This is a genomic window from Streptosporangium sp. G12 (assembly GCF_052983175.1).
Window position 1 is genome coordinate 204,879 of record NZ_JBRIQO010000001.1, and the last position, 17,484, is coordinate 222,362.

A 17,484-nucleotide genomic window follows, 5' to 3' on the forward strand; every position below is an offset into this window, starting at 1 on the left:
ACTACCTCTCCACCTCGAACTGGATCTGAATGACGCCGTCTTCCTCGATGACCTGGAGGTTCTCGCCGTGCTGGGCGGCATAGGCCTGCAGCGCGTTCGAGTAGCCCATCGCGACCAGCTGCATGATCGCTTCAAGACACTCGTGCTGGACGGCTTCGAGACTCCGGGCCGCGGCCTGGTCGAGTTCCTGTCGCATCTCGTCGGCGCGCAGGGTCAGCCGCCGCTGCGCGTCGTGCCGCGCCTCCTCCTTCGCCTCGTCCACATGCTGGTTGAGCGCGTGTTTGGCGGCCTCCTTGGCCTGCTGGACGAGCGCCTCCTTGCGCTCGGCGGCCAGGCCGTCGAGTTCGGCCTCGGCCGCGGCCTTGGCCCGGGCGCGCGCGGCCTCCTTGGTCCGGCCGCGAAATCCGTCGCGGTAGTAGCCGTCGCTCGCTTCGGCCACGATCTCGTCCACGATCTCGCCGGACGCCTCGAGCCTGGCGGTGCCGACCGCCTCGATGGCCGCACTGAGCTGAACAACGATCTCGATCTCTCCGGTGCCGGGCTGGTAGGTGGTCTCTCCGCCGGGTACCGACCTGCGGTATTTCCCGTCCTGCCACACCCATTCGGAATTGTCGGCCACAGCCTGGTCGAAGGCCGCGAGGGCGGCCGGCGGGAGCAGGTCGGCGATCGACTGGGTGAGCCGGGCCTCGGACGTCACATCGCCGGTTACCGTCGCGGCCTGCTCGATCTCGGCCTTCCACGCTTCAGCGATCCTGCGTGTTGCCTGTACGCGGATGCGCCGGGGGTTGCACATGCCGTCCCTCCCTGGATGTTGTGACGTCGGTCAGTTCTACTCGTCGAGCAGGAGCGTGAGCTGGTCTCGCAGCCCCTGGATCGCGGCATGGGTGGCATGCGCCGCGGGATGCTCGCTCCTGGCGTCGGTGAGCAGTTCGTTGACGGTACGCAGCGCGGCGATGACCGAGCCGCGAGCGACCCGGCCCGGCCGGTTGTGGACGAGCGAGACCTGGTGCCGTGCCAGCGTCTCCAGCTCGGTGGTGCTTCGACGCGGCGTCCGCGCATCCGCGCCGTCGGCGGTGACCCGCTCGTACACGGCGTCCCTGACCGGGCCCGCGTCGTTCTGCTCGGTCCAGAAGTGGGCGAGCGGCCACAGGTCGCGGGCGCGGGCGGTGCCGTCCTCGCGGAGCAGCGCGGCGGCCGCGATCAGCTTCTGCCCGCGGACGATCCTGCGGTCCGACAGGGCTACCCCCTGGGCCAGCAACTCACCGACGAGATCGCCGAAGACGCCGCGCACCGGCCGCAGGTCGACGTCCCTGAGCACGGACGACAACGCCTGCAGATCCATCTGCTGCAGCGAGGGCGCGGCCGTCACCCCGTCGCCGAGTATGCGCTGCCGCTCCTGTTCCCACCCCCGCTCGAGCAGCTCGGGCAGCCGGGTGCGGCTCACCGGCTCGACCTCCAGGCGCAGCAGGAACCGGTCGCCGAAAGCCCGCAACGCCGGATCGTCCGGCAGCTCGCTCGACGCACCGAACATGCTGATCAGCGGGGTGGCCTCGGCTTTCGCGCCGTTGTGGAACCGGCGCTCGTTCACGAGCGTGAGCAGGGTGTTGAGGATGGCGCTGCTGCCCTGGAACACCTCGTCGAGGAAGACGACCTCGGAGTCCGGCAGCATGTCCTCGCTCTTGATCCGGTAGACGCCCTTCTGGAACAGCTCGAAGTCGAGCGGCCCGAAGATCTCCGAAGGTTCGGTGAACCGGGTGAGCAGGTAGGTGAACGGCCTGGCGTGGATCAGCCCCGCGAACCGTTGGATGAGATCTGTTTTGGCCGTGCCCGGCGGCCCGATCAGGAGCAGGTGCTCGCGGGCCACCACTGCCAGGACGAGCAGGTTCGCGGCCTCCCTGCGGCCCACGAACTTGTTGTCCAGGTCACGGATGACGGCCTGCAGGCTCCGGACGATCCGCAGGTGGTTCTCGCTGAGTCTCACTGGCGTCCCGCCTTGCTCCGCTGCTGCTCGCGCCTGGCCCGCTGGTAGTGGCCGACGAGTTCGCCCAGCCGTTCGGCGTCGGCCTCCTTCTCCTCCTGCCACCGGCCGACGTAGGCGTCCCGGAACAGAGCCCGGATCTCGTCTCCGTTCCAGCCCTCGGTGGCCACGACCAGGGGATCGATGAGCCCGTGGACGTCGACCTTGAACCGTTTGGCGTGCACCTCGATGATGCCGCGGCGTGCCTCGGGGTCCGGCAGGCCGATGTGGAAACTCTGGAACCGGCTCGGCCGCAGCAACGCCCGATCGATGATCTCCAGGCGGTTGGTGGTACCGACGACGAGCATCTGCACATCCGGCCGGAACCCATCCATCTCGGTCAGGATCTGCGCCACCATCGCGTTTCCCGCGCGGCTGCCTCCGTCGTCCGAGGTGCTGCGGCTGGCGGCGATCGCGTCGAACTCGTCGAACACGATGACCGCGGGAGCGTTCCTGCGAGCTTCGGCGAACAGTTCCCTGATCTTTCGCTCGCTCTCACCGACGTATTTGTCGGTGACCTCGGGACCGGAGACGACCTGGATCGTCGCGTCCATGGCGTTGGCGATGGCCTTGGCGAACAGTGTCTTGCCCGTGCCGGGTTCGCCGTGGAAGATGAACCCGCGCGGGATCAGCTCGCCGCGCAGGCCCTGGTCATCCTCCGGCAGCGTCGAGGCGGCCGACATGACGTCCAGCGCTCGCTGGATCTCAGCCTTGACGTCGTGGTAGCCGCCGATCTGGGAGAAGGTGACGTCGGGGATCTCGAAGCTGTTCGACGCCTGCGCCTTGAACTTCCGGATGTTCTGCTGCAGGTCCTTGACCGTGACGTTCTCCCGGCCCTCGGTCTCCTGGTAGGAGTATCGGATGGCCTGCCGGAGCCGTACGGGGTTGAGGCCGGCGACGTACTTGTAGAAGTCGGCGGTGTCGATGCCGGCGAACCGCTCCGCCTCGCTGACGGTCAGCAGGGCGTGCTCGATCGGCTGGATGCTGCCGTCCTTGGGGTGACGGACGTTGCGCGGGCTGCCCTCGAACGCCATCCGCACCGCGAACCGGGAGGCGAGCACTTCCGGCAGCGTCAGGGACGGGTCGCTGAAGGCCAGCATGACCTGTTTCTCCGCGCTGTAGAGCAGGTCGACCAGGTCCCGCGTCTCGTTGGCCAGCGCGGAATCGGAGCCACCGCCGAGCAGGTCCAGGTGGGAGATGACGAGGACCTGCCCCTCGCTCAGTTCTTCCAGCAACTCGCGCAGCTGGGCGAGCAGCCGCTGCCGCAGGCTGGTGGGACCGCCGGCGGCGTTCAGCCGCCGCATGTCGACCGGCTCGGCGGTGGCCTGGTCCGACGGTGGGGTCGGGACGCTCAGCACATGGGGCTCCTGCGTGCTCAGGTGCACGATGTGCTCCGCCAGATGCGGCACCACGATCTTGTCGCAGGAGATCAGGACCGACAGACCCGCCCGCAGGAACGAGGCGGCCTCATGGATGGAGGCGTGGTAGGCCAGTTGGGTGGCCTCCGCCTCGCTGACCAGCTCGGGCCGTTCGGGCCGGCCGTCGGCCGCCAGGTCGCGATCGGGCGCGTCACCGACCACGAGCTCTTCGCCGCCGGGGTAGTAGACGACGCTGCCGGGCACGAGCTGCGCGGCCCGCAGGGGGTCGTAGTTCAGGGCGCTGATGGGGAGCCCGGCCAGGTGCGGAGGCAGGGGTGTGGTCAGGAGCAGATCGGCATCGGCGAGCGCCGCGCCGAGAACGGTGTCGCCCCGGAGCCCGGAGAACCGGGTGAGCTGCGCTTCGTCGTGGTAAACGATCTCAAGACGGGGATTCATGCGGTCTCCAGATCACGTACGCGCCGGAACAGGTTGGTGCCGAACCGTCGATCGGCCAGCTGGGTTCGCCGCCTGACACGGGCGGAGTCGGCGGCTTCCAGTTCCGCCAGGGCCCGCCACCAGGTGGCGGTCGGGACGGCCGTCCGGGGGGACCCCGCGTCGAGGTGGACCCAGGCAGCGCGCGCCCGGATCTCGTGCTCGGTCCGGTGGTACAGGAAGGCCGTCTCGTACACGTCCAGTACGAAGTCGGGGTCCTCGTGCCGGATGTAGGCCAGGCACTCCCCCCGCCACAGCGCCTGCTCGGGTTCGGCCGGGGGCGCCGCGAAGCGACGCACGAGCAGGGCCCGGCCGTACGGCTCACCCCTGAGCCGGTCGAGCAGGTCCTCGCAGTCGGCGGCGGTCCGCGGGCCGGGCCGGTCGAGGAGGCCGGTCAGCGGGGACAGGTCGCGAAGCCTGTCGGCGTAGCCGGGCAGCAACCCGGCGGCCGGTCCGGCCAGCCCGTGGTAGGCGAGAAGGTCGCGGGCGGTGCGCGGCCGGGGAACGGCGCGCAGCAACAGGCGGGCCTTCTCGGCGTGCCTGCTCCCGCCGAGGGCGGCGGCGAGCAGGGCGGCGCCGACACCGGGCGGGCGCTCGTCCCCGAGGGGCGACGGGGCGAGGCGCAGTCGCGCCGCCGTGACGCAGGCCAGCCGGCCCAGCTCGGCCAGCAGGTCGGCACCGGGCGCGCCCAGCGCCCTCGCGTCGCCCAGACCGCCTTCGGGCAGCGGCGCGCGCACGTCAGTCGCCGCCCATCGAGTGACGCGCAGGGCGGTATCGGCCGCTGTCATCGCTGATCCACTGCGGGTACTCCTTCAGTCCGTCATCGCCCCGGCCGTAGAAACGCAGCGTGCGCCCGTCGCGCGACAGGTTGAGCAAGGCGGCGACCTGCCACTGCTTCTGGAAGGTGGCGAGATGCAGGTCGATGTCGATCGAGGACAGGCCCATCTCGTGGTCCACGCCGAACAGGTGGGTGTGGTACCAGCCCAGCAACTCCTCACCGAGGCCACGCTCCTCGATCAACTGGGCTGCCGCGAAGAAGGACTCGCCGGTGAAGGTGAAGTGCACCATCCCGGCTCCGGACCGGTGTGCGGGGGTGATGTGGGTGACCTCGACCAGGTGCGCGTCGTCTCGCGCCTTGGTCACCCTCCCGAGCATGAACCCGCCCTCTTCCATCCGGTCGGAGAGCGGCATCGTGCGCACGAAACGCCGGTGGATGTCCCGCGACATGAGTATGGTCAAACGGCCCAGCTCGTCCGGGGGAATGCCGAGTTTCCCCGGCTCGACCACCTGGGCGTCCGCGTCCGCCACCTGGGTCAGCGTGAACGGCCGGTGGCGGCGTTCTCGCGGATCCACCTCGACGGCGCCCTCCACCTTCGGTTCCGGACGTTCGTGGCGGGTGAGCGTCCGGATGGCGGTGGTGACGAGGAGAAGCGCGAGTGCTCGCCGCCGCAGCAGCCGGAAGCTCCAGAGGGTCTCCTCCGCTTCGAGCTTACTCATGTCCTCGGCCAGCACGGGACCGAGGAACTCGCTGACCGGGAACCGCTGTTCGTGAAGCGTGTGGTCGTTCTGGACCACCCGGAGCGTGCAGTGCCCGCAGCTGGTGGCGAGGTTGCGGATCTTTGGCGGGCCCGGGTAGGCGACCGGATCGCCCGGCTCCTCTATCCGGAACTGGATCTCTCCCTGCCTGGCCACGTCGCCGAAATGCACGAGCGCCGCGCGCTGCAGAAGGCCGATGAACTCCATGCTGGTGTAGTAGGTGAGCTCTTCTCCGCGATAGAGCTCCAGCTCGAGTTCCATGTGGTCCCCTTCCCCGCTCCCCCGCTGACCACGGTGCACCGTCAGAGTTCGTCGATCGCGTCGCTCAGTGGCCTGAGCCATACCGATGGGATGAGCCGTTTCTCGGATTCACGCTCGGTCGCCTCCCGCATGGGCGGACCGCCGAGCGACTGGATGACCTCCTGGCCGGGGCGGGTCCGCGCCCAGAACGCAGCCGGCGGATCCGGGAAGGTGGTCGCGTCGACGACGTCGTAGTTGCGGTAGGTGCCGATGTCCGTGAGGAGCTGCGACAGATAACCGAAGTCGAGGTCGGGCCGGTAACCCCCCATGAGCGGGCCGAGGCACACCGTTCCCGCCCGTACACCGGGCGACTGCTCGCGCCAGATGTTCGGGTGGAACACCGGCGTGTTCCACACCACGTACGGCGCCACGACCGGGAACATCGGCGTCAGATGGATGGTGAACCGGTGGAAGTCGATCCGGGTCGGCCGCAGCTCGTCCCAGGGGAGATCGCGGAAGTCGTCGAGGTTGAGGTTGTCGGTGCCGGCGAGGAACTCGCCGAGGTTCTCGGGCGGAGCCAGCCCGGGGCCGTTGAGCTCGATGGCGAGGCGGTTCGGCAGGTCCTCGTTGTCGTAGTCGACGATCTCGAAGGCCGGGTGGCCGAGGGCGTACCTGCGGATCTGGGCCCGCATCCGCAGCTGGGACTCCAGGCGGAGCTCCGGTGAGATGTTCCCGGCGATCGCCTTGGTGCCCACCCGGAGCTTGCCCTTGTCCTTCACCTTGTTCTCGTGCAGCGTCTTCTCGGGATCGAGCCGTTCGGGACCGTTCTCGGTCTCGTGGTCGATGACCGTGCTCACGGTCCCGCCTCTCTTGTCGGTCATGGCGGAACGGGTCTCCTCCACGATCGCGGCCGCGATGTCGGCGGGGGTCATCGTCGCCGGCACCCCCTGCAACCTGTACGGCGTGGTGTCGGGGCCGAACACCGTGAGGTCGCTGTAGAGGTACGGCCGGAACTTGTACTTCTCGTACACCACCTGGATCTTGGCGTTGGGCGCGTACGTCTGCATCAGCTCCTGGATCTGCTCCCGGAGCCGCGGCGCGCCGTCGCCGGGGTCCGGGATCGCCACCGCGCACTGCTCCTTGGAGACATAGAGCAGGTCGCCGGCATTGGGACCCAGTTGCTGCCTGATGACGTCCAGGAACTCGTTGGGAAGGTCGACGCCGACCAGGGTCAGCGTCGGACACGGGCCTTCGGGGCTGATCGGCCTGCCCGGGACGACGACCTCGGGCTGCTGTGCCACGCCGGACCACTTGGCGTGCATCTGCTGGATTTCAGGGTTTCCGGGGAACATCCCGGCGGCGGCGGCGATGACCGACCCGACCCCGTCCACGATCCCGAGGCCGTTTTCCAGGTGCGCCACCGTCACCGTCCAGAAGTCCAGCGGGTTGAAGAACTTGGGGATCAGGTAAACGGGCATTCCAACATGTATCAGGAACGCTTGGGCCGCGCTCTCGTCGAAGTAGAGCCGGCTCAGAAGCTTGGCCACTTCGGGGTGCTTCATCAGGTGGTCTCCGTTCCGAGTTCCAGATATCTGACACCGCCGGGAGGCTGGACCACTGGAAGGATCTCGCCCGGGGGAATGCCCAGGTCGGCCAGCCGGGCGCCGGGTGCGGCCGCGCCGAGCGCCGCCGGCGCGAGCGGGTCGCCAGGCACGATCGGCTGCCAGGTCAGCGCCTGCTCGCCCGGCTTCACCAGGGTCAGGTACTCCGCCACGGTCGCGGCCGCGGTGAGACCCGCCGGGGAGATGCGGTCGGGGTCGAGGGACCGGTGGCAGGGGCAGCCGGGATCCGGTCTCGTCGCGATCGGCGTGCTCTCACCGCTGATCGGGTCCAGCCGGATCACGCCCGCGGGAACGGGCAGCCCGAACAGCAACCGGACCGCCTGCACGGCCTGCCAGGACGCGATCAGCGCCGATACGGGCGCGGACGCGCCCATATGGCCGGGCGGGTCCGCGCACGCGACATGCCAGGCGTCCAGTGCGCGCTCCGCCGGGGTGCAGCCGCAGGCGAAACAGGCTCCGCCCGGCGGGTAGTAGCGGACCTCGCCACCCCACGCGGAGGTGCCGGCGTCGAGAAGGCCGGCGCCGACCAGTGCGCAGCGTGCCGCCAGCGCGATCCGGTCCGCGACGCTGTCGAGACAGCTCAGGACGAGGTCGGTGTCCCGCAGTTCGGCCAGGCCGATCCCGTGCCGAAAGTCGCCGGCGCGGACCCGCACCCGCAGGCCCGGGTTCGACTCGCGCAGCGCGACGGCCGCCGCCTCCGCCTTGGACGTACCGAGATCACGCCGGCCGAACAAGGCGCCCCGGCTGAGATTCGAGAGCTCGACGGAGTCGCGGTCGCAGAGGATCAAGTGGCCGACTCCCGCCTGGGCCAGCAGGCGGGCCACCTCGGTGCCAACCGCCCCCACGCCCACGACCACCGCGGTGGCACCGGACAGTGCCGACTGGTCCCAGCCCGGGATGAGCGCGTGCCTCGCGAAACGCTCGTCACGCACCGGACGACTCCACCTTCTGGAAGCTGGTCGGGCAGCGGCTGAGCGGTCCATACGTGATCCAGGCGTCGTAACAGTCGTTCCCGTTGCCCGGATCGCGGTGCACACCGAGACCGCACTTGGGCTCCTCCGGGCTGCACGGGCAGCGAACGGCCAGTTCGTACGGCCGGAACGTCTTGCTGCAGAACGCGCAGTGCAACCGGGGCTTGACCGGGACGAGCAGCGGATCGCCCGGCATCAGTCTCTCCGTGTGGATGCCCCCCGGAGGTGGATTGGCGTCGTCGAGGGCCTGATGGAACCGGCGGGTCCGCGGGTCGTCCTCGGCCACGACCTCGCCCTTGATCTGGTGAGAGCAGGGCAGCGCGGGGCTGTGGTGCCGGACCTGCAGGGGCGGGCCGTACCGGACCAGGACCTTGTCCCCCTGCCGGAACGTGTGGCCGCACTCGGAGCAGTAGTCGGCCAGCCAGAACGAGTCGGCCGTGGTCATCGCGTCGCCGTCGGTGCCGCTGTTGACCGGGTCGCGTCCCCGGCGACGACCGTTCTCGAATTTGCGCCGCAGCTCCTCCTCGTTCACCGATCCCCCTCCCCGAAGGGGAAAAAATGCATGCCGGCGACGTCACAGCGACCCAGTTTCATTTCCGCCACTCCGGTTTCGTACGCCCTATGGATCTTCATTCCGGCGGCGACTCCGGTGTAGAAACCACGGGCGAATGCGAGCGCGCATCGGTCGTCGATCGACGTAGCGGATCCGGCCACCGCCCGGGTCGCGCCACGGAACACATGAGCATTACCCGTTGTGAAACAAGAATTCAGAACGACGCAGTCGAGCACTCCCACGGTCGCGGCCACGGCGCCCGCGAAGTCCTCGGATCTGACGGGCGCCACCCCTCCCCGATCATCCCCGAACACAAGAAGTCCGCTTTGCCCACCATGTCCGGCAAAGTGAAGTATTTGTGGTTTTTCGCTAATTATCATGCGGATGATGTCCGCGACTCGGACGGCATACCGAATTCGTAGATCGATCCCCCCTCTGTCGGCGATCTCCTGGAGCAGTCGCGCCTCTTCGGCCAGACGGATTTTCGACCGGTCGAGCGGGTCGGCGAACAGGCAGAGCACGCGCACGGGACCGGTCGCGTCACCGCTGCTCAGGGCCTTTATTCGAATGATCAGATAGCTGATTTCCGCATTACCGGGATGATCCTTCTCCGCCGCCTCAAGCAGGAGCAGAATCCCGTTCTTGATCAGCCCGTTCTCCAAGCGCAGAACCACTTCCGGCCAAAATGTCTCGGCTGTACGGAAAGTAGGAATCTGGGCAGGCCGCATACCTATCCGCACCAGAAGGAGGCGAGCGAGATCCCCGTCGTAGTAGAGGCCCTGTATTAGGGCTATGACGTCGTTTCTCACGCTACTCCCGCTCTCCTGATCGTTCAGAGGTAAGAGTAACCATAAGCGGAGGTGAGTATGGTAAAAGATTACATGTTCATTTAGCGAGTCCGGGGGTGTGATGGCCGAGGAGGATCTCCGCCTTGTGCCGAGCGACACAGTTGACGGAACACCGATCCCCTATGTCATTGACTTCAACGGGCAGCAACGTAACGAATCGGGCATCAAATATAGGCTGGGCCGAAACAGATTTGGTGAACCGGTGGCACAGAAGCTCGCTTTGAGCGGAGCCGATGCCGTGCCTCGGCTCGAACGCGAACGCCAGGTGGCCAAGTACCTCGGCCGACGCGGCGGCGAGCTGATCGGAAAATGCCTCGGTTACAACTTCGACGAGCAACCGCCGTTCGTCGTCGTCACCCACCGTGGACGCCCACTCGCCGAGGTGGTGCGCGACAAGGCGAACTGGCCGCTCGGCCATGACACGGGCATGCGCATCGTCATCGACCTGCTGCAGGGCCTGGAGCTGCTCCGCGTGTCGCGCGTGGTCCACGGCGGCATCGGGCTCGACACCCTGCGCTGGGACGGCACCACCCTGCAGATCGTTGATTTCGGCCAAGCCGCATTGGCGGGGACGACCCCTGATGGAAGGCCCGCCCGGCACGAGGACGACATCCGCGAAGCCGGATTCGTCATCTACCAGATCCTCACCGGGACGAAGCCGCCCAAGGACCCGACGGACCTGCGGCACCAGATCCTGGAGGTCCAGGACAGCATGGTGCGCGATCTGCTCCTGCGCCGCGACCCGGTGACCCGCGCCGTTCTCGACGATGTCTTCGCCGAGGATCCGGACGCCCGCCCCTCGTCCCGGGTCCTGCTCGACCGCCTGAAGCGGACCCCCAGAAACGTCCGTGAGGACGCCCTCGCCGCCAGAGACCAGGAGCTTCTCGCCGCTTTCACTCAGTTGCGGGCCCGCCAGCGGATGTTCCGCGCCGCGTACCGGCCGTGGGCCGCGAGTCGTCCCGCCCTCAGGCCGAGGCGGCGGATCGTGTCGCCGCGGCCGGCGTTCATCACGATCCACCCGGCCGCCGGCACACCCGCCTGGGCAGCGCCGGTGGCCGTCGCCGGCATGTTCCTCCTGCTGATCCTCCTGATCGGTCTGCTGCTATGAGAGACGTTTTCTGCCCGATCTGCCAGCGATGGATCGACTGGGAGAACAGCCCACCGGTACAGAGGGGCCAGACCGGACGACCGGAGATCGTCCTCCGCGATCCGCGTGAGAGCGAGGGGTCGTGGCGGCACCGGCTGACCACGAGCTACCGGCCGTGTGCGAACCTCGACCAGCCTGGCACCCATCTGCTCCCCTACGACTACGCCGACTACTCACCGATCACGATCGGCATGGTCGGCCAGTCCCAAGCGGGCAAGACCCACCTGCTGGCCGCGATGATCTCCAGGCTCTGCTCGAACGATCCCGCCCTCGCCCCGCTCGGCCTGCAAATCGGCCCGCTCGACCTGCACAGCCACCAGGAGTACATGCGAACCAACGTCGACCCGCTGATCCGCCACCGGCAACGGCTTCAGGGCACCCCGGCCAACGTCCCGGTCGCCTTCTGCGACGCGCTGAAAGTCACCAACGCCAGGAACCGGTCTTTCTCCGTCTCCTTCTTCGACATCGCCGGCGAACGCCTGGAGCGGCCCGACGACCCCGACATCCGGTTCTTCGCATCCGCGAACGCGCTCATGTTCGTCGTCGACCCGGACACCTTCCCCGCCCGGCCGGGGCTCGCCGCGCAGGGCGATCGTAGCTTCGACGTGGCACTGCGAAGGCTCGGCGCGAGGGAGCGGCCCCGCTCGCCGAGCCTGCCGGACTTCCTGCCCGTGGCCGCGGCCGTCGTGGTGGCCAAAGCCGATCTGATCAGGTTCCAGGACGGTGTCGTCAGTGACTGGCTCGCCCAGGGCAGCGCGGAGGAGGAGATCGACCTCGGTACGGTCGAGCAGGAAAGCGCGGACGTTTACGCATACCTCGTCCGGCGCGGCGCGGCCCCCTGGCTGCGGCCCGCCCAGCAGTGCTACCAGAGCACGCTGCACTTCGCCTCCGCCACCAACGGCCCCGCCAAGGACGACACCTTCCCCGGCGCGTTCCGGCAGTGCCGAGTGTTGAAACCGCTGCTGTCGGTGTTCGCGATGATCGGCATTCTCGACGAGACGCTACTACGGCCGAACGAGGATCTGACGACATGAGTGACGCGCTGCACCAGGTCCTTTACTCCTGGTCGGAGACCTCCCTGCTGGGCACCCGCGGCATGGGGCCGGTCGGCACCACGCTCCCCGCCGACCTGCTCGCCCGATGGGACCGTCTCCTGCGCGAGCACGTGTGGGCCGCACGGTCGGGTGTCGGCTTCGTTCACCTGACTCACGAAGGGATCGGCGTCCTCATCCGGAAAGAGCCGACAACCTCGGCGGACGGGCGCGAAGGATCCGCGGCGCGCGCAATCCTGGGACCTGGGCTGACCGCGCGTACGGCACTCGGCCTCACCGTCTGGGACGGCTGGCACGCCCCTGACCTCGACGTCCTCGATTGGTCGGACCTCGGACCGGCGTCGGACGGAGGGCTCGAGGTGCTGCGGAGGCGAGCCCGAACGCTTTCCCCCGCACACGTGGCGGACCTGTTCGCGCGACTGCTGACCGCTCCCGGGGAGAAGTACACGATCGTCGGCGAGGCGGACCCGCTGGCGTTGACCTGTCTCCTCGGCGACCTGATCGGCCAGGTCCCGTCGTTCGCGAGCCACGAGCCGGACGACGTCCGGCAGAACCTGCCGACCGCCGTCTTCCTGAAGGACACCGCGTCCTATTCACCCGTGGTCGCCACCCGCCGGCGGCTCGACGTCGGCGCGCCGGTCCACGACCCGATCCTGCTGCCCTTCGCGGAGGCGATGGCGGACGCGTACGCGGCCGACGGGCTCGACGGAATCGCGCTCGCCACTCATGGGCCGCCCCCCGCCGACCTCGACGAGGCACGGATGTGGGCGGCGAACACGCAGTTCGCGCCCGGCGTGCTCGCCGATCTGGCCCGGCTGCCGACGCTGTCCCCCGGCAAACTCGACCGGCTGGCCGAACCTCACGCGCTGGAACGGATCAAAAACGCGGCCCGGACGGCGCCGACCGCCCTGTTGCTACCGGCCATGGGATGCGACCTGCCGCATGTCGTCGAGACCGCCCTTCGTCGCGAGGCACTGGATCGGGTGCTCGCGAACCCGAGCGAGCGGGACCTGCTGGCCGGCCTGGCGAAGTTCGGGCCACTGCCCGCCCGGATGCTCGCCGAGAACCCCCTGGTCGGGCTGGACGACCTGGCTCGAGTCTCCCGCATGCTCACCACCCGGGCCGATCGCCGGATGTTGCTGGAACACACAGCGCAGAATCACACCTTCGGCGAGCTGATCCGCTGGATCACCCGGCACGCCAACGTGGACCCGGACGGCGCCCGGGCGGTCTTCTCGGCGCTGTGCGGGCGGGCAAAACGAGCAACGCGCGACGACGTGGACGAACTTCTCACCAGGCGGGTGCTCGTGGATCAGATCCGCCTGATGGTCGAGTCGGAACCGCAGGTTTCCACCCGCCTTGTCTCACTCCTCGGAACCCTGCCTCGACGATTCATCGGCCGTCCCGAGGTGCTGGAACGGCTGTTGCACGAACCCGATCCCGCGTTGCTGCACGCGCTGGAGACGCTTCCTCTCGGCGAGACGGCTCTGGCCCGGGTACGTGAGACGCTCCGCCTGGCCTACTACCGGGACAACCACCTGCCGGATCCCCGGCCCGCACTGGCCGACGACCTCACATCCCGCATGGACCCCTGGTGGCGAATACTCCGACGCCGCCGCCCGCCCTCGGATCCTGGACTCCCCCTTGAGCCATAGCCTGCCGCAGGTCGCGAGCGACCTGAAGAAACTCGCAAAAGGTAAATCCCCCGGCGAGGTAGCGGTGCGCGCCCTCGCGGAGAAGCTGGAGACCCGGCACGCCGACCTCGCGGGCGTGGACCTCGCCGGAGCCTACCAACCGCATTTGATCCTGCCCGATCGACTGGGAACGTTCCGGTGGCTCCTGTCCGCTCTGGAGCTGCTTCGCGATGTTCTGGTCTTCGTGCCGGTGGCGTACACATGGTTGAAGATCGCTGATGCTCTGGCGGCTTTCGAGGACTACAGGGGCGACGAGCCGTTCCTGCTCGCCTGGCAGCAGGGGTTCGGCGGAAAGGTGACGCCGCTGTCGCAGTCGGCGCAGGTGATCGCCGGAGTGGTGGGCGTCGTACTCGTGCTGGTGGTGCTGACGCACATGCTGCGTGGCGCGTACGAGCGGATTCTGGCCGACCGGAGACGGCGGCTGGCGGCGCTCCTGGCAGAGGCCACGTTGCTGGTCACCGGGACACTGGTCGCGGAGGCACCGGGAGTCAGCAAGATCGAACTGATGCGGGTCGGTGCCAGGATCTCCGACGCGGCGGCCGTGCTCTCCGAGGCCCTGTCGAAGACCGGCACCGACATCGTGACCGCGGTCAACACCAGTCCGGGAAGCAAGCTGCACGAGATGTTCCAGCAGTGGACGGCCGCGGCGACGGAGTTGAAAGAGCTGGGAACGCGGCTGCAGGGAACCCAGGAGATCGTCAGCCAGCTCCAGGCCACGCAGGCCGCGGTTTCCAAGGTCTCCCAGGAAATCGGGGAGGAGGCGCAGAAACTGCTCAAGACCATTCGGGATGAGCGCGAGACGTCTCGTCACGAGGCGCACGCGCACCATGAGTTGGCCAGTGAGGTCAGCCAGTCGACCCAGGTGCTCGGGAAAGCGCTGGAGGGATTGAGCCAGCGCGCGGAGCAGTTCAATGAGATGGTCATCCGGCTGCAGTTTCTTGTGGATCGCCTTGACGGGGATGGTTACCACCCGCCGTACTCGGGAGCCGGCAGATGATCCGGAACCGGCTGGGTCTGACCATGCTCGCGGGGTGGCTCTTCGCTGACCTGTTCCTGGTGCTGCTCCTGGTCGGCTTGGCGGAGTTGCCCGTGAGGAAGCCCGCACCCACCCCTTCCCCGCGGCCCAGCACTCCGGTCCACGAGCGGGGTCTGGACACCCGGCCATTCGTTTTCGACGTGGAGATCTCTCCCTCGGGATTCGGTGCGGGCGGGGGGCGCGCCCTGGTCAAAGAGGTGAACCGCCGCATTCAAAACTCGCCCCACGCCGGCCGCCATGCGGGATTCGTACTGATCTTCGCGTCAGGCGCGACACCCGGCGCCGGCCAGGCGATCGCCAACGACGCCTACGCACTCCTCCGCCGGGAACGCCTCTTCACCAAGGCCGCCGGCAGTGGCTACTGGACCGCCGACGGGGACCACTTCGAATTCAAGATCTTCTTCTTGAAGTGAGCACCACGCCTGCCGACAATGCCGTCCACGCAGGTCATCCGGCTTTCTCGACCGCTCCTGACGAGCGTTCGCCCGGACTCTCGAAGGAGACGAGTCGCGGCACGATGATCATTCATGACCCTCCGCCCGGCCTGTCGGACGAACCCGTGCGAACCCACACTTCGAGGATCTTCTTCACACGATCGGCTTTCTCAGCCCGTGATCTTCCGAATCTTTTCCGTGAGCTCCAGGCCTCGCTGCCTCAGGTCCTCCTGGGCCCCTGGAGACGTCTCGCCGATCGCCTCGTAAAGGGCGTCCTTGTGGAGGACCAGGGTTGTCAGCGCCATCTCACAGTACTCGTCGACCATGTCCGCCAGGCGCCTCCACACCGCGGTGACGAGAAGACAGCCGAGCACCAGAGCCATCGCCCGATATCCGAACCCCGGGAGCAGGGCGACCGCTCCAGCCGTACCGCCCAGGCACAGCAGCAGGTGCTGGCAGGTGACATGCAGACCCTGCGTCTTGTCGGTGAACTGGGTTCTTGTCTCCTGGGGAACCACACAGATCAGCAAATTCCAGATCACAGTGAGATCGAGGCCCAGTGTCTTGTCGACCCGCTCACCGAGGGCGGCGAACCGGTTGGCCAGCCGAGTCGGCCGAAGACCCGCGGGATGGACGACACTCGGGTATGCCCGCGGGCGTTTTCTCCGGCTGCGGGAGTGGAGCAGCTTCGACAGCCGCCGGGCGCCGGGCCAGTCACCCCACCTCTCGGCCTGAGCCGTCCGCAACAACAGGGGAGCCAACGCCATGGAGACGAACGCCGTACCGACAATGAGGGCGACGGTCAACGCGAGGACCAGGACCGGGCCGTTCACATTCGCGGCCACGGCGCAGACGAGCGGGCGAGGCGACGTCGCGGCCGGGCCGCAATCGACCGGCCAGGTGCTGCCCGGTTTCGGGTGCACCGTCAAGAGAACGATCAGAGCGAGAACGAGCCATGTCATGACGCTGCCACCGATGGCGACGCCTCGCCATCGGCCTGCCAGCGGCTCCAGGATGATCTTCCCGAGACTCTCGACCACCTTCAGGTCCCGGGAGACAGCGGGTGTGGGACCAGTTCACGGTCAGGGTGACTCGGACAGTGCGTCATGGTCGACGGCGCCCACTCCAGCCCGGGTTCATCGGTGGAGCAGCCCGATTCGGGACATCGCCAGCGACGGGTGGGCCCGTCCTGGCTGCGGCGGGACGGGGTGTGAGTTCCCCATCCCCGCCTCCGGTCGGGCTCACCGGCTCGCGCTTCGGCCCACAGGTAGAGAAGTGTCTCGTCTGTACGAGCGGTTTCATCGGCCAGATCTGCGATCTTGTCCTCGGCCTGCCGGTCGTCGAGTGTCCGGTCGGTCAGTATCGTGCGCAGCGCGGCGCCCACGTCTTCCGGAAGGGATATCATACGCATTTCAAGCATTTCAATCAGTTTTGCGACATAGATACTCGAATAGACAGGCTGCGGCCAGTCCCGTTCGGGATTTTTCATCCCATTTCTCCGATTAGCTAAGATTTACGACACTCGCCAAACACGCCGACCATACAGTTTTCGAACGCCGCGCACATGTGAACGCCTGACATGCCGAAGCGGTGGCGGAACAACCTCCTTTCCTAACATGCCCACACCAATGGCGAGAAAAGGATCATTTCGTACGGCGTCGAGATCATGTGGAGCTGACGCCGGCCGAGCCGGCCGTGCGGCTCGTTCATGACGAGCTTCGTTCGACATCCCCGCCCCCTACCTGCGGGCGACCCTGCGATTCGGCCTGGGATACGAACGCGCCGTGCTCGAATGGTTCGGCTCCCTGCCCGAATCCATGCGCGACGCCGACCTCGCGCACAAGGACCGAACCTCGCGGCCCAAGGACTCCAAGCCGCCATCCGGGTGAAACCCGCATACCTCGTATCCTCGTGGTCCCCGAGACACGGGAAGGGCCGACGCCGCGCACGACACCGCCGGTGAACCACCGGAACTACGCCTGGACGAGCTGGAGCGCCCATCGGCCCGCCGGCAGCACCAACACGAGTACGGCGAGGAATGCCGCCGCCCGCAGACTCCAGTGGGCTCGCCACACCTCGACGGTCAGGAAGAACACGCTGTTGCCGAGCAGGTACAGGACGACGGCGAACAGCCACCGCGGAATCCAGTCGAGCAGCGGCCCGAGGAACACGGCTCCGCAACCGGTGAAGGGAATCGACCACAGCGCGATGCCGCACCATCCCGGCACCTTGAGCGCCCACGGAACGGCGCCGTCCAGAACCGCGCCGATCGCGCCGAGACCAGCCATCGTCAGTACGGTGACGGCGAGTGAGCAGTGGAACCCGTCCCACCCCACGGCGCACCAGGAACCTCTGATGGAGTTTCCGAGGGCGTTCGTCGGCTCGAGCAGCGAGACCACGACAGGTCCCGCGGTGATGGCGCCGAGAGCCATCCCCATCAGTTCGCGTGTCATGGCAGCAGCATCCGTCTCGAACGGGCCGGCC

At 67.9% G+C, this 17,484-nt stretch carries 17 protein-coding genes; 5 read left to right on the plus strand and 12 right to left on the minus strand.

Translation table 11 applies throughout. The features are described 5' to 3' along the window. Position 1 precedes the first annotated feature (1 nt). The 9 genes from ACVCAG_RS00855 to ACVCAG_RS00895 are packed head-to-tail and all read right to left on the minus strand — an operon-like array spanning position 2 to position 9,598. Positions 2 to 793 carry a hypothetical protein gene (locus tag ACVCAG_RS00855; protein ID WP_440086306.1) on the minus strand — a complete coding sequence of 264 codons (792 nt, stop codon included), beginning with the start codon at positions 791 to 793 and terminating at the stop codon, positions 2 to 4. A 36-nt stretch (positions 794 to 829) separates the two neighbouring features. Next, a complete protein-coding gene (locus ACVCAG_RS00860) occupies positions 830 to 1,981 on the minus strand; it encodes an AAA family ATPase (protein WP_447189309.1) in 1,152 nt (383 codons plus the stop codon). Then, a complete protein-coding gene (locus ACVCAG_RS00865) occupies positions 1,978 to 3,831 on the minus strand; it encodes an AAA family ATPase (RefSeq protein ID WP_440086304.1) in 1,854 nt (617 codons plus the stop codon). Before ACVCAG_RS00865 ends, ACVCAG_RS00860 begins: the two co-directional genes overlap by 4 nt. Further along, a complete protein-coding gene (locus ACVCAG_RS00870) occupies positions 3,828 to 4,655 on the minus strand; it encodes a hypothetical protein (protein ID WP_440086303.1) in 828 nt (275 codons plus the stop codon). The genes ACVCAG_RS00865 and ACVCAG_RS00870 overlap by 4 nt, the downstream gene beginning before the upstream one ends. Further along, positions 4,606 to 5,664, minus strand: a complete 1,059-nt coding sequence (locus tag ACVCAG_RS00875) for a JAB N-terminal domain-containing protein (RefSeq protein WP_440086302.1) — start codon at positions 5,662 to 5,664, stop codon at positions 4,606 to 4,608. Before ACVCAG_RS00875 ends, ACVCAG_RS00870 begins: the two co-directional genes overlap by 50 nt. Before the next feature lie 41 nt (positions 5,665 to 5,705). Continuing rightward, a complete protein-coding gene (locus ACVCAG_RS00880) occupies positions 5,706 to 7,205 on the minus strand; it encodes a hypothetical protein (protein ID WP_440086301.1) in 1,500 nt (499 codons plus the stop codon). After that, positions 7,205 to 8,197 (minus strand): HesA/MoeB/ThiF family protein, encoded by a 993-nt coding sequence (locus ACVCAG_RS00885; RefSeq protein ID WP_447189310.1) that lies wholly within the window; start codon positions 8,195 to 8,197, stop codon positions 7,205 to 7,207. Before ACVCAG_RS00885 ends, ACVCAG_RS00880 begins: the two co-directional genes overlap by 1 nt. Beyond that, positions 8,190 to 8,768, minus strand: a complete 579-nt coding sequence (locus tag ACVCAG_RS00890) for a hypothetical protein (protein WP_447189311.1) — start codon at positions 8,766 to 8,768, stop codon at positions 8,190 to 8,192. The genes ACVCAG_RS00885 and ACVCAG_RS00890 overlap by 8 nt, the downstream gene beginning before the upstream one ends. Further along, positions 8,765 to 9,598: a CHAT domain-containing protein gene (locus ACVCAG_RS00895; protein ID WP_447189312.1), complete on the minus strand. Its 834-nt coding sequence runs from the start codon at positions 9,596 to 9,598 to the stop codon at positions 8,765 to 8,767. The genes ACVCAG_RS00890 and ACVCAG_RS00895 overlap by 4 nt, the downstream gene beginning before the upstream one ends. A gap of 100 nt (positions 9,599 to 9,698) precedes the next feature. Between ACVCAG_RS00895 and ACVCAG_RS00900 the strand changes: the two genes are divergently transcribed. The 5 genes from ACVCAG_RS00900 to ACVCAG_RS00920 are packed head-to-tail and all read left to right on the plus strand — an operon-like array spanning position 9,699 to position 14,979. Continuing rightward, on the plus strand, positions 9,699 to 10,745 hold the full coding sequence (locus ACVCAG_RS00900; RefSeq protein WP_440086297.1) for a hypothetical protein: 1,047 nt from the start codon (positions 9,699 to 9,701) through the stop codon (positions 10,743 to 10,745). After that, positions 10,742 to 11,818 (plus strand): hypothetical protein, encoded by a 1,077-nt coding sequence (locus tag ACVCAG_RS00905; protein WP_440086296.1) that lies wholly within the window; start codon positions 10,742 to 10,744, stop codon positions 11,816 to 11,818. Before ACVCAG_RS00900 ends, ACVCAG_RS00905 begins: the two co-directional genes overlap by 4 nt. Next, positions 11,815 to 13,491, plus strand: coding sequence for a hypothetical protein (locus tag ACVCAG_RS00910; RefSeq protein WP_440086295.1), 1,677 nt, complete (start codon positions 11,815 to 11,817; stop codon positions 13,489 to 13,491). The genes ACVCAG_RS00905 and ACVCAG_RS00910 overlap by 4 nt, the downstream gene beginning before the upstream one ends. Continuing rightward, entirely contained in the window at positions 13,481 to 14,527 is a 1,047-nt protein-coding gene (locus ACVCAG_RS00915) for a hypothetical protein (protein WP_447189313.1), read from the plus strand. The genes ACVCAG_RS00910 and ACVCAG_RS00915 overlap by 11 nt, the downstream gene beginning before the upstream one ends. Then, on the plus strand, positions 14,524 to 14,979 hold the full coding sequence (locus tag ACVCAG_RS00920; protein ID WP_440086293.1) for a hypothetical protein: 456 nt from the start codon (positions 14,524 to 14,526) through the stop codon (positions 14,977 to 14,979). Before ACVCAG_RS00915 ends, ACVCAG_RS00920 begins: the two co-directional genes overlap by 4 nt. Positions 14,980 to 15,170: 191 nt before the next feature. Here ACVCAG_RS00920 and ACVCAG_RS00925 read toward each other — a convergent pair whose 3' ends face one another. The 3 genes from ACVCAG_RS00925 to ACVCAG_RS00935 all read right to left on the minus strand — a co-directional run bounded on the left by ACVCAG_RS00925 (position 15,171) and on the right by ACVCAG_RS00935 (position 17,453). After that, on the minus strand, positions 15,171 to 16,040 hold the full coding sequence (locus ACVCAG_RS00925; protein WP_440086292.1) for a hypothetical protein: 870 nt from the start codon (positions 16,038 to 16,040) through the stop codon (positions 15,171 to 15,173). Between the two features lie 2 nt (positions 16,041 to 16,042). Continuing rightward, complete coding sequence (locus ACVCAG_RS00930) at positions 16,043 to 16,489, minus strand: hypothetical protein (RefSeq protein ID WP_440086291.1); 447 nt, start codon at positions 16,487 to 16,489, stop codon at positions 16,043 to 16,045. 484 nt (positions 16,490 to 16,973) lie between these two features. Continuing rightward, entirely contained in the window at positions 16,974 to 17,453 is a 480-nt protein-coding gene (locus ACVCAG_RS00935) for a hypothetical protein (RefSeq protein ID WP_440086289.1), read from the minus strand. Positions 17,454 to 17,484 lie beyond the last annotated feature (31 nt).

Bases quoted from the DNA above. Each gene is read 5' to 3' on its own strand.
- ACVCAG_RS00920 (WP_440086293.1), top strand. From the start codon at position 14,524: ATGATCCGGAACCGGCTGGGTCTGACCATGCTCGCGGGGTGGCTCTTC.
- ACVCAG_RS00930 (WP_440086291.1), bottom strand. From the start codon at position 16,489: ATGAAAAATCCCGAACGGGACTGGCCGCAGCCTGTCTATTCGAGTATC.
- ACVCAG_RS00875 (WP_440086302.1), bottom strand. From the start codon at position 5,664: ATGGAACTCGAGCTGGAGCTCTATCGCGGAGAAGAGCTCACCTACTAC.
- ACVCAG_RS00870 (WP_440086303.1), bottom strand. From the start codon at position 4,655: ATGACAGCGGCCGATACCGCCCTGCGCGTCACTCGATGGGCGGCGACT.
- ACVCAG_RS00865 (WP_440086304.1), bottom strand. From the start codon at position 3,831: ATGAATCCCCGTCTTGAGATCGTTTACCACGACGAAGCGCAGCTCACC.
- ACVCAG_RS00905 (WP_440086296.1), top strand. From the start codon at position 10,742: ATGAGAGACGTTTTCTGCCCGATCTGCCAGCGATGGATCGACTGGGAG.
- ACVCAG_RS00900 (WP_440086297.1), top strand. From the start codon at position 9,699: ATGGCCGAGGAGGATCTCCGCCTTGTGCCGAGCGACACAGTTGACGGA.
- ACVCAG_RS00910 (WP_440086295.1), top strand. From the start codon at position 11,815: ATGAGTGACGCGCTGCACCAGGTCCTTTACTCCTGGTCGGAGACCTCC.
- ACVCAG_RS00880 (WP_440086301.1), bottom strand. From the start codon at position 7,205: ATGAAGCACCCCGAAGTGGCCAAGCTTCTGAGCCGGCTCTACTTCGAC.
- ACVCAG_RS00855 (WP_440086306.1), bottom strand. From the start codon at position 793: ATGTGCAACCCCCGGCGCATCCGCGTACAGGCAACACGCAGGATCGCT.
- ACVCAG_RS00935 (WP_440086289.1), bottom strand. From the start codon at position 17,453: ATGACACGCGAACTGATGGGGATGGCTCTCGGCGCCATCACCGCGGGA.